Origin of the sequence: Bacillus cereus group sp. N8, from assembly GCF_016483685.1 — a bacterium.
In the GTDB taxonomy this organism is placed as follows: domain Bacteria; phylum Bacillota; class Bacilli; order Bacillales; family Bacillaceae_G; genus Bacillus_A; species Bacillus_A proteolyticus.
Genome location: NZ_JAEHBK010000041.1, coordinates 1 through 25,072 on the forward strand (window position 1 = coordinate 1; position 25,072 = coordinate 25,072).

Genomic DNA, 25,072 nt, shown 5'->3' on the forward strand with positions numbered 1-25,072 from the left:
GTAAAACGTCCTTGAAAAGAACCGTGTGGTTTATCATGATAGTTAACACCAAACCCTTCTGGATACTTTGATTTGGCAAACCCAATACCCTCTGGTTGCGACACACCGCCACCAGTTCCTCCATCAAAATCTACATATTGCTTAACAATTTCAGAGTAGAAGAAATTTCCTCCATTTTTATATCGATACCCACCATTGTAGGCAATGGCAATAGGCTGACTATACTTAACCATAGCACCAGTTGTATTTCCAAGAGATGGTGCAACAACCGTTTTAGAATACAAATCTGCCACTGGTAATGAATGTTGTTTATTGTTAGAAGCTAACCAGCGAAGATAAGCTCGTCCAAAATTATATGATTGAACAATAGCACTTAAATCCGTAATACCATTCTTTTTTGCATCATCAAAAGCTCCTTTTAAATGCTTTACTCCGTAATAAACTGAATCCTTAGGATTTTTAATTGTATTCATTGGCCATCCTTGTGATTCACTTGACTGCATAATATCAGGTAGTGTTTCAGAATTCCCTCCACTTTCCACCATAATAATTCCAAGCACATAAGGCACTAACTCAGATACACCTTGTGCAGCACATTCACTTTCTACCATTGTCTGCCATCGTAATACTTGTTGCGGCAGATTTTTTGTCGTAACTGAAGCAGCTAATATACTCATTACTAAACATCTCCTTATTTTCCTATTATTTTTGTCTAAAAAACTACTAATTTACTAAGTACACCCAACAACTAAATGCCCATCTTTCCATAAAATTACTTGATGACACTCACCTTCTTTCACAACAAAAAGAGCAACCATAAAAATAGTTGCCCTTTCGTCAAAATCTTATATTACTACTATAAATCATTTTTACAATGCTTTCTGTACACCACATGTAACCTACATAAAGGTAACATTAAAATTCAGCTAGAAACTTGACAATCTTTTTTATTTCAGCATGCTTACGTCGGATATAGCCTGTACTATAATGCAAATCAAAAGCTATTTGTTCTAAAGTCATTCCGTCCACATATTTCATTTTTAGTATTCGATTTTCTAATCCGGTAAACTTACTAATCAAATACTTTAAATCGTACATAGCATTCATTTTATGAGCTAATTCATATTCAATTGCTTCAATATGTCCTTCTACTTTCGCACCGTTCGATTCAGCAGTTAAACGAACATCCCGTAAATCACCACTAATCCAACGTTTTAATTCAGCTTTTGTTTTATCTAAATTGTAGTCCAAATAAGCAATATCTTCTTCTAATTTCTGATAATCTTTCATCCAGTCAAACAAATGATGATTCACCTACTTTCTATATAAAAAACAACAAATCTCATAAAACATGTTTATTTTTTTTCGTTCTAAGACGTTTTACCATACTCAAGACCAATAGCATTCAAAAAGAAAAACAACTTCAAACTACAACTCTTCAACGAAGTTTGTGAATACTTGTTAACTCTTTCCGCTCTTGTCATAGCGATTCCCTTGCTTCCCTGGTAGCTTCGTTGCTGCTAGATGATAAGACCAACCACACTTTAATCGACTATAAAATGTGTAACGTGATATGCCGTTACGTTCCGCCATATGCATCCATTCACCATGTTTTCTATCGAAATCCATTTTCTTTTTCCCGATCCGTTGTGTTATAGCTCTTTCGATATTCCAGTCATAGCGGTATACTCTCTCCTGAAGTCTTTGTCTGCTGATACCATTCGCTTTAGCTCGCTTATAATGTTCATCTAAGATAAAGAAGTTCATTGCCATGCCCCTTTCTTAATCCAATGCCATAATTTCAGCTAACGTTCTATCTGAAATGCAAGTGTTGATAATCTGAATCCGACCATATTTATCTTTAGCCATTCCAACGGCTTCGCTTTCTGATTTTGCTTCAAACCAACGAAGTTTCCATTTGTCATCTTTGTCGTAAAACTCTACTGCGTACGTTATGACGCTTGTAACACATTGCAAAAACTTATCAGACGTGCTCTTTGCTTCATAATCAAAACTTCCAACGACATCCTCAAGTGTTAATTGCTTCATGCTACTGTCTCGGCTTTCTCACACATTTGTAATTGATGGATTGCTTTTAACCTCGTCATAACGGCATGACGTCTTCTATCCACTTCTTCAGGTGTCCGATTCCCCGCTTCGCAAATACATGGTGCGAATTGGTACATACCCATTCCCATATCGTTTCTAATTACTCCAGTTCCTTCACATGCACACATCTTAATTCCCCCTTAGAATGGTAATGCTTTTCTTCTATAATCCTTTGTATCTTTAAAAACAATTGCTCTAAAGTTATTGAATATACGTGATACAATCCGTTCGTCATATGCGCCCTCTAAACGCTCTCCAGTAAGGTTTGTCGTGAAGATAGTAGATTTACCTTGCCTTCCATCGAAAACATCGAATAACACTCTATTAATGAAGTTTGTAGCTTTTGTATTAGCATCTAATGCGCCTAACTCTGCCCCTAAATCATCAACTATCAATACATCTGCTCTTACTAATGTCCGAATGATTGAATCCTCAGTTAAGGAGGAATCTTTATTGAACGTACTTTTAATCTTCCTTAGCAATTCGCCAACTGTAACGAAGACCACTGATATCCCTGCTCCTGCAAGCTGATCTGCGATGGCATAAGCAAGATGTGTTTTCCCCGCTCCGCAATTACCGGCCATAATTGTATTGAACACTTTCCTATTGAGATAATCCGTTGTGATGATTTTTGCAAGTTCAAGGTTCTTCGCTCCTTCCCCGCTAGTAGGTTGGTAGTTATCAAAATTAGCTTTCTTAATATCGCTATCAGCAATCATGCTTTGTTGATGGAATAAGAATTTCTTCTCGTTCGCTTTATCCGCATCGTATTTCGCTTGTTCTTGTTCTTGGAGCTTCTTACTATCGTTTTCAAGGAAGCAACGAGGGCAAACAACTTGTCCACCGAACTTCATCTTATTCATGCCATGCGTATCACAAACATCAGAATCCATAGTCATATTCACCTTTTTGGCTATATCGGTTGGTATTGCTGCCGCCGCTCTCTGCATTGTTCTTCGCTCCTTTTTTAGAATTCATTTGAATTGTTAATTGATCAAACTTTTCACGTAGCTTTTTAGGAGATAAGATGTTTCCTTGCCAAAATGGATCTGCTTGGCACCAATCAATAACATCTTTAATCTCTTGCAATTCACGGTTATCCTTTTCACGCATTAATCTAAAATCATTAGACCAAGTATCGAAGTTAGGCTCTTTTTGTTTAGGATTATTACCCTTAATTTTTTCAAACAAATACTTAGCCCCATTGGTGTCGCAAGTTTCAAACTTGTGACGAGGAGTCTTTTTTTCTTTTTCTTTTTCTTTTTCTTTTTCTTTTTGTCCCCGTATCGTGGACGTATCGTGTGACGTATCGTCAAGACCCGCATAAACACTGACTTTTTGAACTAATGATGTGTTTTCCGTTCGTTCCAGAACTAGTTTCACTAACGATAAATCTTTAATACTTTTTAGTTCTTTTTTGATACAATCCTCAATGGGCTTACCACCTTTGTTAAGATTGTATTTACCCCAATTTAGTATGCAAAGTTCTCTTGTTTCCTCGTTATAAGCCACAAGATCGTGATGATTCATGAAGCGATCCAATAAAGCTTTTGCGCTTTCAATCGAGTAACCTAATTCAAAAGCCATTTGTTTTCTAGTTATCTGATAAACTCCAATTTGATTTGTGTGCTCATTTGTCATTAGATAGAGGTAAAAGTACTTATCCTCAGGTGTCATCTCTTCTGAAACTCTTGCATCCGACCAAAATGAAGTCTGCACGTGCCTGTATTTTGCCATTTAATTCACTTCCCTTTCGCATACCGCTATGTCGCCTTGAATCTTGATTACTCTGTATCCTGGATAACGATCAGGAGTGATGTACTCAATCGCCTTCGCCTTCACTTCTTGTTCATTCTTTGCGCCCTTCCTCACCCATGAAGGAAGGACGACTTTCGACTGATTTTTATCTAACATAGGTTTTCACTCCTTAGTTTGTTTGTTCTATTTTTTCACCCTGTTCTTGTTCTCCGTTTTCAGCAGTTTCTTTTTCGGCCTGTTTAACCCATTTTGTCGATTTCTTAAGTACTTCCTCAGCTTGTTTTAATGTCAATTCGCCGACTTCCTTGATACTTAAGTGGCCTTTGATCGTATCTTCATCTACTTTTCGAAGAGCAGCTAACTTTTTAATGTTTAATTTAATTGCACCGACTTGTTGAGAAGTAATCATTTCCTCTTGAATCTCCGGTAAATCTTCACCTGCATAGATGTATAATCCCAAACCGTGAAGCGCAATCGCTTTTACTAAGCAACGTTGGATACTCGTATTAATATCGAAACTGTTTGGCTCCGCAATCGGTTTATTTTGATTGTTAAGTATTGGATGAATCTGACTTAGTGGTAATCCCTGTACAGTTACCTCAACTTCTACAAAGTAACCGCAATCCGTTTTAAGGTAAGGAACGCCATCGAATCGCTTAACTTCCCATGTAGCTGCTGGATCTACTTCACGAAGCTTTTTTACCGCCCATGCCCATGATAAGTAGCTAAAGCGTCCTTTCTTTTCAACGTGTTCCGAACAATCTATTTGAGCTAATTTAGAAAAGTAATTTTCAGCTGTCATATCAATCTCCCTCTCTTTTTAAAATGGTGCTACTTCTGCTTGTTTACTAGCTTCATACACTTCAATAAGTGCATGTAATCCGTATTCATAAGCCACAACCATTGATGCAGCATTAGGTTCTTTACTTTGCTTATATTTTTCAACTAAACTCTTCATAATTTGAATTTCAGCTTCAATTTTATTTTGTAGGCCCATCTTATTCACCCGCTACTTTCTTTGTAGAATGAGACTCTACATATTGTTTAATGCATTCGGTTTCAGTGTGTAAGTAATCCCCATCGAAATCTAAGCAACTTTCTCCAAAATAGATTTCTCCATTACAACCGCAACAAGTTTCAATGAAGTCTCTAGCTGATGAATCATGATGATTTCCCATTAACATGCCGTTTTCAAGCATTTCCACATTCCTCCTTATTTACTGTAGGAGAAAACATCTGGTATAATGTAAGTAAGTTAATAAGTGTGTTTTCTCCAAACCGTCTTAGGGGTAAGGCGGTTTTTTATTTTGTTTTGATGTCTTCTTATGTCAAATATTTGTAGGATTTTCCACCTCCTTTGTCGAATACTTTCGATGAAAGGAGGTGTTTTTATGACTATGATTCCTGTAAATTCTTCTAACCTATCAGCAGTAGGCTATGATGAAAGAACTCAAACACTAAGAGTCTCTTTTCGAAACAGAACTGTATATGATTATTACAATGTTCCAAAAAATCTTCACCAAGGATTAATGGCTGCATCTTCACATGGTGAATACCTTGATAGATATATCAAGAAAGCTAACTATCGATACGCAAAAGTAAGTTAGTCTTGATTAATAATGATTACAGCTGGGCCAATAATTTTCTTTTGTTGTGTTCCGGTTGTAATCACACATTCTTCGTGTGAATCAACATTTAATACTGAAACACCCTCTCTTTGCACTAGTTCTTCACTTAATTCTTTTGTGGATACATTCATCTAAACCTCTCCTTTCTCGATACTTTCACACATCGGAATATCCTGGAACCCATTTACTAGGTGGGGGGCTATCGTTAGAACTCTGAATATTCCGACAAAAAAGAGCTTGTCTGTGTTCATAAATTTGTAACATCTATATATAAAGTTCATATAAATTACGTGTTACACTTTGTACATTCCAAAAAGTTCTTATAGAATCGACAACTCGATGATCTTAGTACTGCCCTGCATCCCCTGCAGGGCTTCCCTCATTTAGCTAGAGTTATATACTTGTATGTTTCCTCAACCTTATCTGCGCTGTTGTGTACCTCTCTAGCTCTCAAATCCTTTATAATCCACAAGATTTTCTTTCGTTCGTATTCATCTCGCTGCTGTTTATTTGTCATTTTCAAGCCATCCTGCTCTCTTTGCTGCAACATCTATTCGGTGCACTAAGTATGTCGATAAACATATAGCTATCGCGACAATTATCAAAGATAGTGAGCTTTCCATCTCTAAACCGCCTCCTGATTAAGAAACTTATTAATGAAGTAAAGCTGACCTTTCCCTGTAACTTTTGGTGTAAATGATGTTACGAATTCACCTTCGCTATTTGTTCTTACAAATTCTTGTGACTCGAATAGTCCTAAATCCATTGAATACTGAGTAGGCGTATTGTACATGCTTCCTCTTTTCTTGCAAAGATAGCCGTTTTCTCTCAACCATTCGAAGAGTCTGTTTTGACCTATGTCTATTCCTTTTTGCTTCATTAGAATCGCTAACTGCTTTATGCTGATTAGATTCGTTGAAACTTGGATTGCTTGAGCGAATGTTACTAAAGATTGTTGCTGCAATACTTTGCGTTCAGCTTCAATGCGCTTTGCTTGTTCTTCTTTTAAGTTAGTGAGAAGACCGATCATGAAGTCTGGATTAGTTACCGCTTGTTCTAGTACTTGATCTGTCATGTATGCACCATGCTTACGGATTATTGGGAGAACTTCTATTGCTAACCAATCTTGGAAAACCTCTGCGATTTCGTTACTAGCTTTAAAAGTTAGCTTGTAAACTAACGATTCAGGTATTAAATCGCCTTTCCCCACAAGCGGGGAATTTTTAGGAAGATAAGAATTCACCCTATCCCATCTGATATACGTTTTTCCATTTTTCTTTTGCGTGAATCCTAAGCTTTGGGAAACCTGTTCTACATCGAATAATACTTCGCCATTTTCGAATTTTGCAGATACCTCGAAAATTTTATTTTTAAAAGTTTTTAATGCATTCATCTCTTTAACTCCTTTAAATTAGTTCGAAAAAATCGAACTAAATATTTAAAAAAAATCTTTAAATGCTATTACATTCGATTTATTCAACTTTTTTAAACAGTTCTTCAACTGGTATAGAAAATACTCTTGAAATTGCAAATGTAGCTTCTTTACCAGGTGATTTCGTACCTTTAACATATTCACAAACTGTACTCTTAGAGCGTTTTATCTCCTTAGCAAGTTGCACTTGTCTCATTTCATTTTCATCAAGCAGAGCCGACAATTTTTTGTTATCAAAAATCATTTCCCTGTTCACCTCGCTTACAAATACTATTATAACAAAAAGTTCGAAAAAAGGGAACTATTTTTCCGAACTTTTTTATGTATTTTTCATTTATAAATTTACCTATAACAACTTGCAACACTATAAAAGTTTGCCCAGAGCGAACTTTTATACTAAAATGAACTTAATTACTGTTACAGTGTGTTAGTAACACACTTAATAATAAATTATTGCACATTATTTTAATTTATATAAAAGGGGGAATTATTTATGCGTGGGGATAGAGTAAAACAATTACGAAAAGAAATGAAATGGACTCAAGAAGAGTTGGGGAATCATGTTGATCTAAAGAAATCTACTATATCTGAAATTGAAAACAATAAAAAAGATGCTGGAAGAAAAGCAATTACGAGAATTGCTACCGTATTGAACTGCACTACAGATTATCTACTAGGATTATCTGACGATCCAGAGCTTAACCAAGAAGAAAACAAGATTGTTACCGAAGAAGGAAAGAACATAATGGCTTTAATTGAAAGTCTTCCAGAAGATGAGAGAAAGAAAGCTTGGGAACAATTAGAGATGTATGTGACTTATATGCAAAATAAAAAGAATGGCTAATCAAAGAAGACTACTGATGTGACAGTCTTCTTTTTTATGTATTTGATTTTCCTTATAAAATTCATCTAGACATATTTTAAAAATATCTTCTGCTTTAATCGGAGCCTCATGTTTCAAACCCAATTTTACCGCTTCCCTAACTAATTGCTCTTTTTTCATATCTACTTCCCCCTATATTCTCTTTAATATATGTAGACTTTCTTAAAATGAAGAGCTTTTGTCGCTTTGGGTCAAAAACTCCCCACTTCCTTTAGAGCAGAATTGACACTATCAAGTTGATAGTGTCAATTGGAAAGCGGTGATAGAAAAACAAACTACAGTAGCAATTGTCAAAATGGCTTTACTAAACTTACCTTTCAAATACTTCACCAACTTTTATGTATAATTTATCTATATCGTTTTAAGACTGTTTTTGGTAGAATACTGCGGAAAATTCTTGATTGTTCTCTTCCCTCTTCTTCACCTTTTGCTATCTCCATGTAATATAGTTGAAAACTATTTAATCTACCATTTTTGAGAGATTTTAAAAATCCTTATATAACAGTTTTTCTTGAATTTCATAGAAAGAAGTATGCATTTTTACAGTCTTTCTTTTAAAACCCTCTATATGAATATTTTACCACAAAAACCGAACTTTTGTTCCTTTTATTTTTCATAAACAGAAATACGACCTAAATATAACAAAAAAGGTCAGAATAACTACCAATTATGGTATAGTAATAAAGTGATTATTATACTCAAACTATGAAAACTACAGTCGGTCAAAACATTAAAAATTTCAGAAAGTCTTTCGGTTTAACGCAAGAACAATTATCTGATAGAACAGGGTTGTCACGTGGACAAATCAAAAATTGGGAAGTGGATCGCCATGAACCTGATCTTGAAAGTTTGAAAGTACTTGCATCGTTTTTCAACACCTCCACAGATGCTCTTCTTAACTTCGAGAACAGGAAAGAAGATGAGTTATTGGAATTACTATTTAACGATGTCCAAAGAGCTTATGAGGAGCTTGATGGACGTCAGCAAGGTCGTTTTGCTAAACAATTAGCGCTGTATGTCAAAATGTTGCGTGATAACAAAGACATACTATGATTTGATTTTAGAAGAAATCATTTCCATTTGCTAGAGGCAAAATTTTACCATTTCTTCCAGTGAGAGCTTTGGCTCTCTTTTTTTATTTTCATTCGACATGATATGACAATATAATAATTAATAATTTGTTATTATCATTTGGAAATCTTACATTTAACAACAAATTATTGCTTTATTTTTAATTTTTTTTGAATGTGAAATATTTCAATGTAACTACATATCATTTGGGAAGAGGGAGAAATTCATGAAAAAACTATTAGCTTCAGCAACAGCGTTCACACTATTAACAGTTGGGTACAGTTCTGCTGCATTTGCAGAAAAAAATCCAAACGACAAGAATTGCGGTCACTTTAAAAACAAACAAGAGGTTATGGAATTCTGGCACAGCAATGGCTACAGCGCAACTAACGATCCTCATGATTTAGATCGTGACAATGATGGCTTACCTTGTGAAGTGAAAAAAGGAGATTACGATCAATTTTTAGCTAGTAAACAAACTACTAAAAAAGATGAAAACAAACCACAAGAACAAGTTAAACAGGAAGATACTAAAAAAGAACCTGTAAAACAAGAGAATTCAAATCAAAACAACCAAGCAACAAACAATAAACAAGAACAAACTAAGCCACAAACAACTGCAAAAGAAACAAAGAAAAATACTAATACAGTTGTGAAAAAAGACACTAAAAAACAAGGTGAAAAATTACCTAATACAGCATCAAACGGTGTTACAATGATGTTAGCAAGCTTAGGCTTAGCATTAGCTGGATCTGTATTAATGTTCCGTCGTAAAAAGACAAACGCATAAAATAGTTCCTTAAAACGGCAGGAGAAATCCTGTCGTTTTCAAATGGAGTGATAAAAATGAATAAAAAACAATGGATAGGCTTATTTTTAATTGTTATTGGACTTACTATCTTTTCCTATTATTTTCTAGAATGGTATGGTGCTAGACAATCAGCAGAGTCGCTAACGACTAACGAAGCGAAGCACTATGAGACCTCCACACCTTCTAAAGAAAATGAAACAACAAACATCAATCAAGTAGAGACGAAAACTGAGACTTCATTACAACCTGAAGAACCTGTACAAATTCCCGCTTCAAAGGTAAACCATCAATTAGGAGATAAAGTAGCATATTTAATTATCCCTAAAATACAAAAGAAATACTCTGTATATTGGGGAGCTGACGATAAAGTACTGAAAAAGGGTGTAGGTATGTTTGTTAGTGACTTAACTACTACACCATCTGGAAATGGTCATACAGTACTAAGTGGACATAGAGATACCGTTTTTACCGAGCTTGGTCAACTAAAGGAAAACGACCAACTTATCGTGGAATATGAAAATAAAACATATACATATAGAATTGACAAGCATTGGATAACGGATTCAGAAGATCGAACAGTTATTGTAGACAAAAGCGAGCCAACATTAACATTAACAACTTGTTATCCTTTTGACTATATAGGAGACGCTCCAGATCGATACATAATTGAATCATCTCTACTCTCCACTCGTTGAAGATGGGAGCTTCGGCTCTCTTTTTTTATTTATATTCGACAAAATATGACAAGACAGTTGTAACTGGATTTGTTATGATTTCTATAAATCTTACAACTTGAATGTACGGAGGAAAGAAAAAATGAAACGAAAATTACTTACAGCATTAACTTGTAGCGCATTACTTATGGGGATGGCTGCTTGTAGTTCAAATGAAAAAACTGCGACTGAATCAAAACCAAAGCAAGAAGCGAAAAAGCCTGAACCAATTACTACAACTTCACTTATTAACGAGTTTAAAAAAGCTGGATTAGAAGCTGAAAATGCTACGGATCTACCACAAAAAGAATTTGGAAACATGCGTAAAGACGGGAAACGTATCCTAGTTCCTGCACTTGGTCAGGATAACGGTGGCCGTTTATTTGAATTTAGTAAGAAAGAAGATTTAGAAAAAGCTAAGAAGTACTATGATGATTTGAGTAACTCAAATCCAATACTTTTCTCACATACATACGCTAAAAGGAATTTCCTTTTACAAATGAATGGTGATATGAAAGATGAAGAGTTTAATAAATATAAAGAGGTTATGGATAAAACTATTAAGTAGGTTAATGAATCCGTTTTTATTTTCTAAAAACTGTGATAAAATCACAGTTGGATGGGAGTCCAATACATATTATTAAAATTAAAGTGGTTCAAGTCGGAGGAAGGCACCTTAGGGTGTCTTTTTCTTTATGGGATACCGCCACATCGCTATCAACTTAAGAAAAGTAAACACCCCCAAAACAAAAAAACAAAAGACAATAAAATGAGTCATATGATACATCTAGTATCGGCTATCAATATTAGTAAGGCAGATAACATCATCCTATCAAATAAACCTATAAAGCCTAGAGTTACCAATAAATGAAACAAAATTACTCATTTCTTTAAGTGAACTTTTTAAAGAAAAATATTATCAAATAATAAAGTGAATCGTTTATATTCTAAATTAAAAATGTAATAAAACTTATTGAGACTATTAGAAAAGAGTTGATTACTTTTTGTATTAAGTACTCAACTCTTTTCTATTTCAGTATCTTTATTTTTTATTTATATAAGCATTTTTGTAGGTATATACACCACCGAATTGATGCTTTTCAATTCCTTTTACATACTCCTTTTGCACATATGCTAAACCAGTATGATAAAGGGGAGCAACAGCAGCATCTTCTAACAATACTCTCTCTGCTTCTCGTAAATAATCCCATCTTTTCTGTTGATCTAATACAACGTCATGTCTAGCTTTACTTATAAGATCATCAAAACTAGAATTTGAATACTCCATTTTATTATTTGGATTATCCGTCGTAAATAATTCTAAATAACTAATAGGATCTTTATAATCAGGTCCCCAACCTACCATAGATATATCATACTGTCCTGTTTGTTCAAGTTGCAATTTTTGTTTAGATGGTTGCTGCTTAATCTGTATCGTTAAGCCTTGTAAATGTTTTTCAAGTTCTCCTTTTATATATTCTGCGATATGTTTTGCATTGTCTTGTTCAAATGTTAAAAATTCAAGTGTGACATTTTCTGTATTAAGTTCTTTTTTGGCAACTTCCCAAGTTTGTTTCGCCTTTTGTAAATCATACACAGCAAGAGCACCATTTTCTTGACGAAAATCTTTTCCATTTGTTTCATTCTTATATCCTACTGGTATAAGACCTTCTGCAGGTGTTGCACCATTATTGATAAAGTGATCCACAATTCCCTCTTTATTTAGTGCTAAAGAAATAGATTGTCTGGTTTTTTTGTTTGCTAACGTAGTGTTCTTTTCATTAAAACGTAACATAGATATCCCAGAATCTTTTTTCATATGTAATTCCTTTTTGCCCTTGTATTTATCTACAAATTTTGCACTAACAGGAGCACGATCAATACTACCCGATTCATATAAATTTAAGGCCGTCATTGAATCTTTTACAATATGAAAATTTATTGCCTCTAGCTTCACTTGTTCCTTATCCCAATATGTATTATTTTTCTTCAATTGAAATTCTTGTTCATGCTTCCATTTTTCTAACACAAATGCTCCATTATATATAAGATGATTTGGTTCTAAACCATAACTATTTCCTTGTTCTTTCACAAACGATTCATTCTGTGGTAAATAAATAGGCAGTGCTAATAATTGCAGTAAATATGGAACAGGCTGTTCTAGTTCTACTTCTAGCGTATGAGTATCTAATGCCTTTACTCCTAACTGATCAGCAGCCACTATACCTTCATTAATTTCTTTTGCCTTTTTTATATAAAATAGTAAGTATGCATATTGAGATGCTGTTTCAGGACTTAATGTTCGTTTCCAAGCAAAAGTAAAGTCATGTGCTGTTACCATTTCACCATTTGACCATTTAGCATCTTTACGCAAATGGAATGTATATCTTTTCCCATCTTCACTTCTCTCAAATGACTTTGCTACACCAGGAATAGGCCTATCTTGATTATCGAGTACATATAATCCTTCAAATATATTTTGCATCACATGTGATGATGTACCATCCATGGTTTTTGCGGTATCTAAAGAAGGCATTTCTTCAGATATTGTTAAATTTAATACTTGTTTTTGGTTCTCATTGACAGTTTTATTAGATTTACTACTACAAGCCGATAAAATTGAGGACGTGATAAGTGCACATACTAGTAAACCAATCTTTTTCTGTTTCATAAATTTCTCTCCTTAAATCAATTTAACTTTATAAATAGATATATATATTATAGCAGAAATATTACAATAAGGGGTACCGCCACATCGCCATCAAGCTAAGAAAAACAAATACCCCAAAACGAGAAATTTTGGGGTATCATAAAATTTTCAAATCTTTACTTCTTGTTTTGTCGTTTCATTTGTATACTACTTATAACCCCAAACACAATCGCTACTGCACAACATACGATTGAGAAGGTCTGTAGTACGTTAGTAGAGTAATACCCTACAACTAACACTACTGCTAAAATAATTCCTGCTACTAATATTCTCCGTTTCTGCATATCCATAAAATCAATTTATCCCCCTAACCTTTTACTTAAACTATATTTTACCATTTCAAATTCCGTTTAGCGTACGAAATTAAATTTATATTCTTCTATAAGGATACCAAAAAATCGATATATATATATATATATATACACGTTATAATCCAAATATAAAACAAATTATATATTAATCTACATTCATCCCTTTGATTTTATTGAGTTTATCGCACTTTACTCATTTTCTCCAAAATCACCGACAAAAGTATACATTCAAAACACGATAAATAAAGAATTTAAAATACCTATAAACAAAAAAAGAAAAAGCTAGATTTATGCTAGCTTTTTACATAAGTCACATTTTAGGCAGTAAAAAAGAATCTTCAATTAGAAGCTCCTTTTGGCTTATTATTAAATTAACCTACTTGTTACTTGAATAATAAATTTTAATAAAAAAGCTATATTTAAACACATTATTAATTAAATGATTAATTCTTTTTCAAGAAAAGTTACTACATCATTCCATTCTTTTATTATTGAACCTTTTTCATATTCAAATTCTTCGAAATCTATATTGTTATCTGGTTCATCTTCATAAAGTGAAAATTCTCTTATTAATGAACCTTTTTCTATAATTATAAGTTCTGCATTAAAATTTTCATCATAGTAAGCGTATGTAACAGAATTCTCTTTTGCAAGTTCTATCCAAGATACATTTGATAGACCAAAGAATGCTTCGCCTTCAAGGTCTACAAAATATGTCCATCCATCTTCATGTTCAGAAAAATACACTGATTCATCGATAAAATTCCCATATTCATCTAATTGAAATTCGATATCTTTATTCATCCAATCACAATAACGTTTTTTAGCTTCTTCTAATGATAAACTTATTTTAAAACAACATTCTCTCAATCTAGTTTCTCCTCCTCATTTTATAAATAAAATGTGCAACATTATAGATAGGATGTTGGTTAAAAAAAACCTATATACTATTACTTATCTTTAATATTATAGAATAGCCGTGTATAGCTTTCAAAAAAATTACATCCTAATATACCTTCAGTTGCCATAATGTACAATTATTGGGATTTAATTTATTTAGAAGACTATTAAAAGTCCTCCAGATTGTTTAACTGGGGGACTTTCGTGTTCACATAATTCTCGTTATTGGAAGTTATAAGCACAGTTTGTATTATGTTTAGGTAAATCTCAATCTTCATCAAGCATATAAAGTTCCTAAAATAAATCAAATATGATATTAGTTATGTAAGTTTCTAAGAATGCAGCAACGATAATTATAGGTAAAGTTAAAATAGCATAAATTTTTATTACTTCTAAAATCTTTTTACTAAGAGATACTCTTTCTTTATCCTTTTTGAACATAATTTTTAATTTGATTCTAATAAATTTATTTAATTCAAAAAGAATAGCCGCAAATAAACACAAAGCGAAAACTTCAACAAGGTAATGAGGGATGGATGAAATTATCATCACAAAACCTTTTTTAAAACCAAGTTGTAACGCAATTCCAAAAGAAACCCCAAGAAGTGAAGCAGTTAAAATTATATGTATAACATATAAAAATTGTATTGGAATCAAGGCTAATATAAACATTTGTAAAGGCACGATAAAACCATTATTAACAATATATGTCCATACCTTTTCTATACCTGTTAATTTCTTTACCTGATCTGGTATTCTATTTCCTATCCCTTCCAGTGTTTCTTTTAGATCTGGATTGATTATAAAAGTTATTATGGTAGCAATAACTGTTAGTGCTACCCCTAATATGAAAAAGTTAATAGCTCTTTTAAATACAACCTTATTAATTACATTCGAAATAACCCTCACCTCTTTTTCTAAATTTTACCATCTTAATAATGCGATGGTAAAGATTTTTTTGAATATTGTATACATAATCGGTTAACATAACGTCTCATTATCGGAATTTTTTTAAAAAATATAGACTTAACAATATGATACGTGAAATTATATATATATAATTCTTCAATATTCGACCACTGAACAATATAGGATCTCTTAATTTATTAAACTCTTTTTCATTCTCCATAAATTAAAAAAAGCCTAAACCCTTGTGTACCAATGGGTTTAAGCTTTTAATTTTATAGGAATACCTTTTGCAACAAGTTGCCATTAGGATAGTGTATCAGCAACTTGTAGCTATTACTATGAATGCTAGATTCCTCAAAATTATTCCATATTTTTTGATTTTCTTTATATTATTCTATGCTTTGTTTCAAATTATAATTCCATATTTATGAACAAAGGTTTAGTTTTATGGAATATTGTACAAGCTATAAGTACGATATTCTGTATTTAGGAGGAATTCCTTATGTTTGGTCTAGGAAAAAAAAGAACTCCATTTGGTGACTATTTAGATCGTAGAGGAATTAAGCAACAGTGGTTAGTGCAAAAAACTGGATTAAGTAAATCATTAATAAGTGATTTAGCGAATAAAAAGGATCGTGTTCCCACTTTAACATCCGCAACTAAAATCATTAAAACACTAAGAAAATTTGATAACCGCATTGATTATCATGATTTTTGGGATATCAATATTTAAGATTCCTAAAATATGTGGTCCATCACGAATGTTCTCATAAACACATTTTGTTTTGCAGCATATTGTTCTAATTTGGATTGCCGATAGTCTGATAATGTGAAAAAGATAATTACTGGAACAATAGCATTCTGTCTTTTATAGATATCTGTTATATGGCCATATAACTGTATTTTATGTTCGTTTGCCTTCATATGTTGCATACGATCTATTTCAACAAAATGGGGAACATTATCCTCAAAATACGTTGCGTCAGGAATAATCTGATACCTTTGACCATTAGTTGAAAACTCGATAGGTCTTTCTGTTTTCCATTCTGGAAATCCAAGCCACATCCAGCTTTCGTTTCGCATTAATATGTGTTGTAATTGACTACTTTTCTTTACTTCTTTTGTAATCCCTAATAAATTCCGTCCCTTTTTATTTAAATAATATACGTGTTCACGAGCCATTTTTGTAATGTGAAAATACGGGTGCATATCCTTTAATACACGATTTGCATTTCGAATACTCCCTAGACAGTGTATGGCTTGTAGTTGCCTCCTAGTTAAAAAATCTAACTTACCCAAAGTGGATAAAATCTCGATTTGTCTCGCTTTCTGTTTGAGTGTTTGATGTCTCATTTTTCTTCACCACCTTATATTGCTTTAGCAACTCCCACATATCTGTATCCTTTAAATAAGGTACCTGGATTTCCTCTGTACGATCTGTTTTAAACAACGCTCTTCCTGGAAGAGACGGCAAATCCTCCAGTCCTGATTCATCCAAAGCAACTTGTGAAGCGACCGTCGTTGGTAATCGAAAGCCTATTTTCGCATCAGCATTTTGTTTAATTTGTCTTGGCAATGTATCAGCGGTTGGATATTGCGTACAAAATATGAGTCGGAATCCTAAACCACCTCCGATTCTTGCGATTTCAGATAACATCTCTTGGCACAAAAATAATACATCACGTTGTTTTTTAGGTAATCCTTGTGTAGGACAAAGATTTGCTCCTTCATCTACTATGATGAAACATCGCTCTTTTATGGATGTATCTATGATATTAGTAAAGTAGGACTTCTTCATTACTTCAATTTGTTTAACCATTTTCTCACGTACTTTAGCCAACATTTCTAACGCCTGTTTCGGATTTTCAGCTACTTCTACAACTTGGGATAGCTCTTTGTAAGGACTAAATTCTAACCCTTCTTTCAGATCGATAATAAAGAAGTTTACGTGTTGAGATTGTTGCAAAATTAAACTAGTCATCACATTTTTTAAGAATACTGTCTTTCCAAAACGAGTCATTCCACTTACACACATATGCGGTGTTTTCTCAAAATCATGATATACATATTTATCTAACGCTTTGCCCATCACAACTCTCCATGTACGCTCTTTTAATAGATCCTTAGACCAATTCCACATTTCAGGTATTTGTTCGCTAAATACTCGAATATGAAGCTCTCTGTGGTGAAACGATATTTTAACAGGTTTATATAGACCTTCTTCTAATACTTCAGCTAACTTTTGGATAAGTTGACTAGGTACACCAAGTGGTAACTTGTAAACATAATTCATACTTATATCATCTTTAATTTCTTTTATAAAAATGGGGTATTGTAATTCACCTTTATGTTGAACACATATCTTTGTAATTTCAAAAAACGTTGCAATTTTTTTCTTATCACTCATTCCATTACTTTGATAAAAATAAGCTACAGTTATAAAGGTTGCTGGAATTAATAAAAGCGACAACATTCCCTCCATACCTCCTTAAGGTAGTTGAGCCTGTATGGAAGCTTATCAAAAGCTGTTTAAGATGCGCTATTATAATCACTTTCAACTACCAGATGTAATACTAACGTAGAAACATATCTAGTATATCCATTAGAACGTACCAAACACTTCCAATCAACAAGCATTTAAGACCTGCACGTAGCAACCAACATGGAAGATAAAGCCCTTTCTTCTTCAGCAATTTTACTCCTAAAACTGAAGCTCCGGTCACGCCATATACAATCCCTAGCTCTCCAATGATTGTCATGTTTATCTCATCCTTTCGGTTTGATAGATAAATTCCCCTTACGATCTCTATAAAGTTGATAATCATCCAGTAGCTCATTCCATGACAATGCATGTTCTTCGCCGTATAACTCCTCTTCAATCTTTTGACTTAAATAATAGTAACCTCGGTATTGTTGGTCCAGATATACTTCGTGACGTAACATATGCTCTTGTATAGCGCATATGTTTTCTTCATTCTTATTAGCTTTGTACATTTGATTCAATGTTCGAGAAGAATATAGATAAGGTGTACTATACAGCATTTGATATTGACTCATATGTCTTCACCATCCATATAGAATTCTAGATACACTAAATACATATGATAATGATACGGATTTTCGAATTTGTCCCTAAAAAAATACGTCATTCCAAAATAGGAATGACGTTCGACAAAAATCTTAAATTCTTTGAAACTGTGCTAATAACAAGAAAACGACCCTTTCTTTACGCCGTCACAAGCAGCAAAAGAGTGGTTTTCGTAAAAATAAATGATAATTGATAGCCACTACCTGACGGTAGCAGTTATCAAAAGAGGAGCACATGTTGGTAGCATGTGCTCCTCTTTTTTGATTGTATGATTTTTTTTAGTGGTTCGAAAATAAAATTAAAAATTGTAAATTAATTTTTTCAGTCATTTTAGTAACAATGCAATTGAAGAGTAGTTAATAAAATCTAATATAAATATATATCTTATATATATTAAAAATATAAAGATAAAACTTATATAGGACTGGCAAATGTACGTATATCCTTACTCTAACAAAGCCTCTTAACATTTCATAGCGTAAAAAATCATAAAAAGTAGAATTTAACAATGGAAAATTAGGTATTATTATGGTTTAAAATCTACAAATAATCATAAATGAAATTTAGTATTCCTACATAAAAAATGAAACAATTTAATACATTATTAAACATATTTATTCAATCGTAAAATTTCATATGAATTCAATGAATCTCCACAATCTTATTGTAGTTACCCACAAAAGATTCACATTACATGTTATTTAATCAACATAATCCTAATTTCACACATAACTCACATTAATATTGATGATTTTTGATAGATGAAGGCATATAAGCCATTTATATCAATGATAATGGCACTAAATTATTCACATTATGTGTTATTTATCTACTTATCCACGAAATTTAATTTTTTTCTTATGATTTCTTGTAGATATTTGAATGTATATAGACAGCTTATAACATGTTTTTATGGAAGTATGTGTGGAAATATAGATAGGTACTATACTATTTTTGTATATGATTGCATAAAAAAAGACTCTATTTTGAATAGAATCGAGTAAAGTTACTTAATGTGAAGAATGAATAAAATTCTTTTAAATAAACGTATCAACACGAATAGCCCTCTATCTTGAATTTTTTTCAAAAATAGAGAGCTGATTATGATTAGTTCGTTTTCATTGCTGTCAGTACTTGCTCAGCCGTTGTTACTGGGATACCAGCGCGTATTAACTGTTCAAAGGCACGCATAAATGTAATTAAATTAAAGTTATCTGGTACTTCAATAACGCGAAGCTTTTCTTTCGGTAATCTATCTATCTTCTCAATGAACAATTCCCGAACATCACTAGGAATAGAGCGTTCTTTATGTCCTCTTACCTTTAAGAGTTCACGTATTTCTATTTCTAAAGCCATATAAGCGTTTAGGTTTGTACCTTGTTCATAAGCGTACTTTCTAAACAACGTTTCTTCTTGATACTTTAGATAGTTGCGGTGATAAGATTCCTCTGTAACAGGTACAGCAAATTTGTAATTTAGTAATTCATACGTTTTGCGGAACAACTTTTTGATGTTTCGGAGAGAGTACATAGAGAAATGCAATCCGAAATCAAATACAGCTTGTTCTTTTTGTTCTTTTGGAACATGTTGTGTAATCAGAGGATAAATACCCTCTTTAGCTGCGGTATCAAGAATTTGATATTGTGATGTTTGATTTAATAATTTTTTCAGTGTATATACTAATTTGCTTGGATACTCTTCATTACGATCTATCATGTCACGTAAGCTATGAATTACGCTTCGAATTTGTCGATGGCATGTATATTTAAGTACATGGATAAATTTGTTCATGTCTTGTGTAAATTCACCAATATTCATTTCTTGTAGTACGGATTCGATAAAACGAGCTTTACGAGCATAAGTAAGCTTTGGTGTGAATGGATCGCGATACTGTACTTCTCCTGTTTCTTTTGCACATAAGAAATCCGTATTTAAGGATAGATATAGAGTCGTATATCTTTTTTTATTCTTAACCCCTTTTTGTAATTTACAAATTTTGAATAGTGGAGTCCCTGTACATGGTAATGCAGTTGTTAATTCTGTCATAACTGCGCGAATTTGATGTGGATATTTTTTATGTAAAAAGCGGTACATCCCACCAAAATGAGTTTTATTCCCTTTTTCATCTTGTTTGTCTAAGGAACGTTTTAGTGTAGTTTCACTGTGCTGTTGCATAGCAATATCTAAGAATAGCTTTTTAGATGCAACTGATAGCTCAAAGAAAGCTTTCGTAAATACCACCGGGCTAATATAAACATATGCATTCGCTTTTTCAGTTTCTTCATTCATAAAATGAGTTAATTTAATTGTATATCGACCATCTAATTCATTTTCAATCGTAATAATGTTATGTATACTTAATTTCTTTAATGCAATATAGAATTGAGAATGCTGTATGTAAGCAAATTCTTCTTTATATAGTTTGTAATCTTCCCACATCATATGTATTGTTACATTTGGAATGACTCCATTCGTGTAACATTTTTTATGTAGATATAAGAAGACTTCCAAATCTGCGTTTGTAACGCCATATAATTTATGCTTTCTTCCCATTGTTTCCGAAATAGCAGATAGTGTACGACGTGAAAAAGATGGTTTAGCCTGTGCTACGAAGCCATCCACATCGGCAATACGCTCCTCATATGTCATATGATCAACAATATCCTCAAGGTATGTATCTTTATAGCTGTAGTATTTCTCTTCGAAAGTTTCAACAAGTTTTTGCCAAGACTTCAGTGTTACTAAAACTGCATTTGTAGATTGTCCATTTAGACTACGTTGATTACGAATAATAAATGATTTTCCCATCTTTTTCACCTCCTACCTATAAATTCAGAAATAAATGCCAAAACACTATAAAATATACCAATTTTGATTATACCAAATCGAAATTTGCCGAAATACGTCCCTTTAAGAGAAAAAACAAAAAGATGAAACGCCCTTTAATCCCTTGTGTATCAAGGGGTTTCAGGCTTCCTAGAATTTTTTTTATGGACATGATATGGCTATGGATTTTCATATTGCTAGAAAAGAAGTGAAATAGCAAAAAAGCCTTGTAAACATGATTAAATCAACAGTTATATCGATTTTCAAAAAAATAAAAGGGACATGATATGGCTATGGGTTTTCATGTTTATAATTGCGAGTTAAACAGATGAACCCTTTTAAACAGTGATGTTAATGGGGTTTATCTGTAATTTTATAATTACAAAAGGAACATGAAGTAGCTAAGCGAGTTTTCATGTTTGGGTAAAAAAGGGGACATCATACAGCTATGGATTTTCATGTTGCATAAATACATGAAAATAAGGTTATAAACATGTAAAGCCTTAATATAAAAAGGTTTAAGGGGGTTTTCATCTAAAAAAAAGGGACATCATATAGCTATAAATTTTCATAACTAATAGTATAGGTGTAGTAGAAAAGCTTATATATCAAGCTTTAAGCACTTTTAGAAAAAAATTTCGAGTTAGTAAAAAGAGTTACATAATATCATTTTTATTTCATGTTTTGATGGAAAGGGGAATGATATGGCTATAAATTTTCATTTTGATGAATTTGGGGTGTTCGAAGTTACATTATTATTTTAATCCATACATTTTTACTTTCACTTCTCTTTTAAATGTAAGAGGTACTTTAGAGAGAGTGTGGATTTGAAATAAAGTCACGATTTTTTTTAAATACGCTCTTTTCTTTTGTTCGTTTATTAAGGTTAATGACATTATTTCGATTAAACTTTATCTTAAAGCTACTGTAACCATGTTTTTAAGGTGAAATTAGAGCGAAATAAATAAAATGTCGAAAATATAAGAATTTTTTGTTTTTTTGTTGATTTATGTTATTTTTAATGTTAAACTCATAACAACAAAGAAAGAGTAAACGAAAACCCTTAGTGGATAAATTATCAGAATTTTCATTCTTTTTCATTAGTTTACTCCATGTGATTTACACGTTTGTGTATTGCTTTTCCACTCTTTCTTTGTTTTTATAACAGTTGGAACTTCTATTTTAAAAATTATTGTTGTTTAGGAGGGATAGCTAATAGCTTGGACATTTAATGAAGAGTTTTTATTACAATGGAGTGGATCCAGAAAGAGGTGAAAAATAAGAAATTTGGATGTTAGTTTTTTCATTTTAGAAAAGGAAGAATAAAAATATAGTGGACATACAATTACAATAAAGGAATGCAGTATAGATCAGTATACTTGCATTCCTTTGCTATGAAAATGTATGGTGTTTGTTTAAGAAAGATATTATAAATTATGCTTTGTATCGGCATTTAAATCTGTTTATTTTTATATAAAAAATAATAAATATTTCTGTTTATAAATAGTATTACTGAAAATCTAATAGAAAAAGAGCTAATGGATGAAAGATAGGTTATTGTAAAAGTACTTCTATAATTGCTATTTGGATTTTACAAATCGATTCAGTCTTGTATAATCAGTTACAGAGTGTGCTATAAGTATGCAAACTAGAGCCCTTAACATGTTAAGGGTGAAATAAAAGAATTGAATATTCTGACTTTATTTCTAGTTTTATAAAAAGGAACATCATATAGCTAATTATTTTCAAGTTAAGATCAATAATAACTAAATGTATATAAGGAGCCGAATTTAAATGGAAGACGTTCTACAATTGTTTAGAGACGCACTATCAATAACTGAACAACTGTATAAACAAGATGAGCAATTGTGGCAGAAATGGGTTTCCTATTATGTTGATGTTGAAGCAGATAAAAGTAAAATTGTGACTTCAGAATACCTTTCTCCATCATTTTCAATGCTTGTACAGTGGTTAGAGCAACAACAAAGAAAAGGTGTTTCTCCTCTAGATATATTTAAAAATATAGATACTTACAGATTAATTATTCATGAGACCATAGGTGTCTTTATTGAACAAGAGTTTCGTAAAAATCAGACAGCTAGTACTATAGTGCATACAGCAACAAGTGAATCAGATGCGAACATATTGAATGAAAACTATTTAGAAGTAAATAACTCCGCGGTCTATTATAAGTTAAGAGATGGAATAGCTAAAAATCAATTTGAAGAAGATGAAAACACACGGTTAAAATCTTATCCTATTGAAACAAAGGATAGTAATGGAGTGGCACAGCTTTCCTCTCATAAAGATGAAGATCTAAAGTTAACGAACATTGAAGAGACAGCAAGATGGAATACATTAGTAGATGGTGTAATGAGTAATATGGATGATCTAACTGCAGATTGTTTAGATACCATCACGATTCAATGGTTGAATGAAGCAAAATCGCCTGATGAATTTATTGATTTTTCATATGAACAAGTTTTAGAAATGTGCAGTATTTCAAAGGCTAAGGCAAATGGTGTCGAATATTATAGGGTAGAAGATAAAATTAAAGTTGCGAAGCGGATTGCGGCCCTAGCGAGTATTTTTATATATCTAAATGATGACAACGAAGTAGTCGTATTAAATGATCGCGCTGAAACAGGTAAGCATTATGAAGTAAAACGCGAGGTAATTAAAAGACTATTTGTATTAGATTCCGTAGTTCTATGGAGAGATAAAAACACAAACGAATACATGGGGATAGAATCGTGTCGAATCAAACCGGGAAGTTTCTTATCCGGATATCTATATGGATCTAATAGTACTACAGCATTATTATCAAAAAAGGCACTTGAATATAATAGTTATAGACACAAATATCATAAAAGATTAATTCGATATTTGACATGGCAATGGAGAATACGTCAAATGTTTTCTAGCTTACAAAGACCTTATTCTATAGGTGGAGATAAAGGTTTGTTAGCAGTTATGGGTATAAATCAAAAACAAAAACCTAACCGTATCCGCGAACAATTAGAAAATGTTCTTAGTGATTTAGAAAAAGAAGAAGTAATTTCTCATTGGGAATATCATAATGGTTTAGAAGAAGAAAAACTCATAAAGAAGAATTGGTTTAAAAACTATTATTCACAGTTAGGAATAGTAATATTGCCACCCAAAGAATTAATTAGTTCAATGGAAAACTTAGCGAAAAAGAAAACAATTGATACAATAGATGAGGAAAGTCGTCCAGTAAAAGTTGTAGAAAAACCATTGGATACGAATGAAAATGAACAACTTATCAGGGAGAAAATAGAGTTTATTCATATGAAGAAGAATATAACTATGCGAGAACTATCAATAGAGATAGGTATATCACAGCCTACTCTTTCTAGATTCTATAATAAAAAAACAAAGCGTCTCTCTAGTACGGCGAGAAGCAAATTAAACCAATGGTATAAAAGACAAATGATCATCGATAAAATGTAAGTTTAAGCTAAAAATTAGTATTAAAAAGAGTCCTAGAAATAGGACTCTTTTTAATGTAATTATTGAATTTTCCTGTTTTAAAATATACTAATGAATATAGAAATATCCACTTATAGAAATAGGGATATTTCTATATTGAAAAGGAGATTATAGTAGTGTTATGTGGTATATGCGATAGAATCAGTAATGTATATTATTTCAGTAACTTATCCAAAGCTCTATCCTATCCTTTTATTTCTGTAACAAAGGCAATAGGATATAGAAATATCCACTTATAGAAATAGGGATATTTCTATATTAAAAAGGAGATTACAGTAGTGTTATGCGGTATATGCAATAGAATCAGTAATGTATATTATTCCAGTAACTTTTCAAAGCTCTATCCTATCCTTTTATTTCTGTAACAAAGGCAATAGGATATAGAAATATCCACTTATAGAAATAGGGAT

32 protein-coding genes are annotated in these 25,072 nt (G+C 32.4%); 8 read left to right on the forward strand and 24 right to left on the reverse strand.

From position 1 onward, the window contains the following. From JDS80_RS27240 to JDS80_RS27290, 11 genes are all read right to left on the reverse strand, one after another. Positions 1–677, reverse strand: a 677-nt coding sequence (locus JDS80_RS27240; protein ID WP_199640465.1) for a lysozyme family protein, incomplete at its 3' end; no start/stop codon positions are given. 238 nt (positions 678–915) lie between these two features. Beyond that, positions 916–1,302 carry a hypothetical protein gene (locus tag JDS80_RS27245; protein WP_071771244.1) on the reverse strand — a complete coding sequence of 129 codons (387 nt, stop codon included), beginning with the start codon at positions 1,300–1,302 and terminating at the stop codon, positions 916–918. A 159-nt stretch (positions 1,303–1,461) separates the two neighbouring features. Continuing rightward, positions 1,462–1,767 (reverse strand): hypothetical protein, encoded by a 306-nt coding sequence (locus tag JDS80_RS27250; RefSeq protein ID WP_199640466.1) that lies wholly within the window; start codon positions 1,765–1,767, stop codon positions 1,462–1,464. A 15-nt stretch (positions 1,768–1,782) separates the two neighbouring features. Continuing rightward, complete coding sequence (locus tag JDS80_RS27255) at positions 1,783–2,049, reverse strand: hypothetical protein (protein ID WP_199640467.1); 267 nt, start codon at positions 2,047–2,049, stop codon at positions 1,783–1,785. Further along, positions 2,046–2,237, reverse strand: a complete 192-nt coding sequence (locus JDS80_RS27260) for a hypothetical protein (RefSeq protein ID WP_199640468.1) — start codon at positions 2,235–2,237, stop codon at positions 2,046–2,048. Before JDS80_RS27260 ends, JDS80_RS27255 begins: the two co-directional genes overlap by 4 nt. 12 nt (positions 2,238–2,249) lie before the next feature. Further along, complete coding sequence (locus JDS80_RS27265) at positions 2,250–3,008, reverse strand: ATP-binding protein (protein ID WP_199640480.1); 759 nt, start codon at positions 3,006–3,008, stop codon at positions 2,250–2,252. Further along, positions 2,992–3,846 (reverse strand): hypothetical protein, encoded by an 855-nt coding sequence (locus JDS80_RS27270; RefSeq protein ID WP_199640469.1) that lies wholly within the window; start codon positions 3,844–3,846, stop codon positions 2,992–2,994. The genes JDS80_RS27265 and JDS80_RS27270 overlap by 17 nt, the downstream gene beginning before the upstream one ends. Continuing rightward, the gene (locus JDS80_RS27275) at positions 3,847–4,023 is read right to left on the reverse strand and encodes a hypothetical protein (RefSeq protein WP_016128306.1); all 177 of its coding nucleotides are present in this window, start codon (positions 4,021–4,023) and stop codon (positions 3,847–3,849) included. A 13-nt stretch (positions 4,024–4,036) separates the two neighbouring features. Next, positions 4,037–4,669, reverse strand: coding sequence for a Sak single strand annealing protein (locus tag JDS80_RS27280; RefSeq protein ID WP_199640470.1), 633 nt, complete (start codon positions 4,667–4,669; stop codon positions 4,037–4,039). 18 nt (positions 4,670–4,687) lie between these two features. Further along, positions 4,688–4,864 (reverse strand): hypothetical protein, encoded by a 177-nt coding sequence (locus JDS80_RS27285; protein WP_016128308.1) that lies wholly within the window; start codon positions 4,862–4,864, stop codon positions 4,688–4,690. A 1-nt stretch (position 4,865) separates the two neighbouring features. Beyond that, a complete protein-coding gene (locus JDS80_RS27290; protein WP_199640471.1) occupies positions 4,866–5,066 on the reverse strand; it encodes a hypothetical protein in 201 nt (66 codons plus the stop codon). 192 nt (positions 5,067–5,258) lie between these two features. Between JDS80_RS27290 and JDS80_RS27295 the strand changes: the two genes are divergently transcribed. Then, a complete protein-coding gene (locus tag JDS80_RS27295; protein WP_199640472.1) occupies positions 5,259–5,474 on the forward strand; it encodes a KTSC domain-containing protein in 216 nt (71 codons plus the stop codon). On the opposite strand, the gene JDS80_RS27300 is transcribed toward JDS80_RS27295, so the two are convergent. From JDS80_RS27300 to JDS80_RS27310, 3 genes are all read right to left on the reverse strand, one after another. Further along, the gene (locus JDS80_RS27300) at positions 5,471–5,626 is read right to left on the reverse strand and encodes a BC1881 family protein (RefSeq protein ID WP_199640473.1); all 156 of its coding nucleotides are present in this window, start codon (positions 5,624–5,626) and stop codon (positions 5,471–5,473) included. The two genes, JDS80_RS27295 and JDS80_RS27300, sit on opposite strands and share 4 nt — an antisense overlap. Before the next feature lie 494 nt (positions 5,627–6,120). After that, positions 6,121–6,888 carry a phage antirepressor KilAC domain-containing protein gene (locus JDS80_RS27305; RefSeq protein ID WP_071771237.1) on the reverse strand — a complete coding sequence of 256 codons (768 nt, stop codon included), beginning with the start codon at positions 6,886–6,888 and terminating at the stop codon, positions 6,121–6,123. 79 nt (positions 6,889–6,967) lie between these two features. Next, positions 6,968–7,171 carry a helix-turn-helix transcriptional regulator gene (locus tag JDS80_RS27310; protein WP_090814554.1) on the reverse strand — a complete coding sequence of 68 codons (204 nt, stop codon included), beginning with the start codon at positions 7,169–7,171 and terminating at the stop codon, positions 6,968–6,970. Positions 7,172–7,420: 249 nt separating this feature from the next. Between JDS80_RS27310 and JDS80_RS27315 the strand changes: the two genes are divergently transcribed. Further along, positions 7,421–7,771, forward strand: coding sequence for a helix-turn-helix domain-containing protein (locus JDS80_RS27315; protein WP_071771235.1), 351 nt, complete (start codon positions 7,421–7,423; stop codon positions 7,769–7,771). Here JDS80_RS27315 and JDS80_RS27320 read toward each other — a convergent pair whose 3' ends face one another. Then, entirely contained in the window at positions 7,772–7,930 is a 159-nt protein-coding gene (locus JDS80_RS27320) for a hypothetical protein (RefSeq protein WP_175546544.1), read from the reverse strand. It lies immediately after the preceding gene. Between the two features lie 585 nt (positions 7,931–8,515). On the opposite strand from JDS80_RS27320, the gene JDS80_RS27325 reads away from it, so the two are divergent. The 4 genes from JDS80_RS27325 to JDS80_RS27340 all read left to right on the forward strand — a co-directional run bounded on the left by JDS80_RS27325 (position 8,516) and on the right by JDS80_RS27340 (position 10,973). After that, positions 8,516–8,863, forward strand: a complete 348-nt coding sequence (locus JDS80_RS27325) for a helix-turn-helix transcriptional regulator (RefSeq protein ID WP_048376040.1) — start codon at positions 8,516–8,518, stop codon at positions 8,861–8,863. 244 nt (positions 8,864–9,107) lie between these two features. Continuing rightward, positions 9,108–9,671 carry an excalibur calcium-binding domain-containing protein gene (locus JDS80_RS27330; protein WP_199640474.1) on the forward strand — a complete coding sequence of 188 codons (564 nt, stop codon included), beginning with the start codon at positions 9,108–9,110 and terminating at the stop codon, positions 9,669–9,671. A gap of 56 nt (positions 9,672–9,727) precedes the next feature. Next, the gene (locus tag JDS80_RS27335; protein ID WP_199640475.1) at positions 9,728–10,387 is read left to right on the forward strand and encodes a class D sortase; all 660 of its coding nucleotides are present in this window, start codon (positions 9,728–9,730) and stop codon (positions 10,385–10,387) included. Between the two features lie 121 nt (positions 10,388–10,508). After that, positions 10,509–10,973, forward strand: a complete 465-nt coding sequence (locus tag JDS80_RS27340; RefSeq protein WP_071771229.1) for a stress protein — start codon at positions 10,509–10,511, stop codon at positions 10,971–10,973. Between the two features lie 474 nt (positions 10,974–11,447). Here the strand turns inward: JDS80_RS27340 and JDS80_RS27345 are convergent, their stop codons facing one another. The 4 genes from JDS80_RS27345 to JDS80_RS27360 form a co-directional block, all read right to left on the reverse strand. Then, the gene (locus JDS80_RS27345) at positions 11,448–13,076 is read right to left on the reverse strand and encodes a peptide ABC transporter substrate-binding protein (protein WP_199640476.1); all 1,629 of its coding nucleotides are present in this window, start codon (positions 13,074–13,076) and stop codon (positions 11,448–11,450) included. A 155-nt stretch (positions 13,077–13,231) separates the two neighbouring features. Further along, the gene (locus JDS80_RS27350; RefSeq protein ID WP_165616058.1) at positions 13,232–13,405 is read right to left on the reverse strand and encodes a hypothetical protein; all 174 of its coding nucleotides are present in this window, start codon (positions 13,403–13,405) and stop codon (positions 13,232–13,234) included. Positions 13,406–13,861: 456 nt separating this feature from the next. Next, positions 13,862–14,296 carry a hypothetical protein gene (locus JDS80_RS27355; RefSeq protein ID WP_098890331.1) on the reverse strand — a complete coding sequence of 145 codons (435 nt, stop codon included), beginning with the start codon at positions 14,294–14,296 and terminating at the stop codon, positions 13,862–13,864. A gap of 324 nt (positions 14,297–14,620) precedes the next feature. Then, a complete protein-coding gene (locus tag JDS80_RS27360) occupies positions 14,621–15,235 on the reverse strand; it encodes a stage II sporulation protein M (protein WP_083596245.1) in 615 nt (204 codons plus the stop codon). A 502-nt stretch (positions 15,236–15,737) separates the two neighbouring features. Here JDS80_RS27360 and JDS80_RS27365 point away from each other — a divergent pair. Continuing rightward, positions 15,738–15,968: a helix-turn-helix domain-containing protein gene (locus JDS80_RS27365; RefSeq protein ID WP_000467332.1), complete on the forward strand. Its 231-nt coding sequence runs from the start codon at positions 15,738–15,740 to the stop codon at positions 15,966–15,968. A gap of 5 nt (positions 15,969–15,973) precedes the next feature. Here JDS80_RS27365 and JDS80_RS27370 read toward each other — a convergent pair whose 3' ends face one another. The 5 genes from JDS80_RS27370 to JDS80_RS27390 form a co-directional block, all read right to left on the reverse strand. Next, positions 15,974–16,588 (reverse strand): replication-relaxation family protein, encoded by a 615-nt coding sequence (locus tag JDS80_RS27370; RefSeq protein WP_071773048.1) that lies wholly within the window; start codon positions 16,586–16,588, stop codon positions 15,974–15,976. Next, positions 16,527–17,708, reverse strand: a complete 1,182-nt coding sequence (locus JDS80_RS27375; protein ID WP_071773049.1) for an FtsK/SpoIIIE domain-containing protein — start codon at positions 17,706–17,708, stop codon at positions 16,527–16,529. Before JDS80_RS27375 ends, JDS80_RS27370 begins: the two co-directional genes overlap by 62 nt. Before the next feature lie 100 nt (positions 17,709–17,808). Further along, on the reverse strand, positions 17,809–17,994 hold the full coding sequence (locus JDS80_RS27380) for a hypothetical protein (RefSeq protein WP_199640477.1): 186 nt from the start codon (positions 17,992–17,994) through the stop codon (positions 17,809–17,811). Positions 17,995–18,001: 7 nt separating this feature from the next. Then, positions 18,002–18,292 (reverse strand): phage protein, encoded by a 291-nt coding sequence (locus JDS80_RS27385; RefSeq protein ID WP_033717025.1) that lies wholly within the window; start codon positions 18,290–18,292, stop codon positions 18,002–18,004. Between the two features lie 1,138 nt (positions 18,293–19,430). Continuing rightward, positions 19,431–21,131 carry a hypothetical protein gene (locus JDS80_RS27390; protein ID WP_199640478.1) on the reverse strand — a complete coding sequence of 567 codons (1,701 nt, stop codon included), beginning with the start codon at positions 21,129–21,131 and terminating at the stop codon, positions 19,431–19,433. Between the two features lie 1,812 nt (positions 21,132–22,943). Here JDS80_RS27390 and JDS80_RS27395 point away from each other — a divergent pair. After that, positions 22,944–24,623, forward strand: a complete 1,680-nt coding sequence (locus JDS80_RS27395; protein ID WP_199640479.1) for a helix-turn-helix domain-containing protein — start codon at positions 22,944–22,946, stop codon at positions 24,621–24,623. The last annotated feature ends 449 nt before the right edge of the window (positions 24,624–25,072 follow it).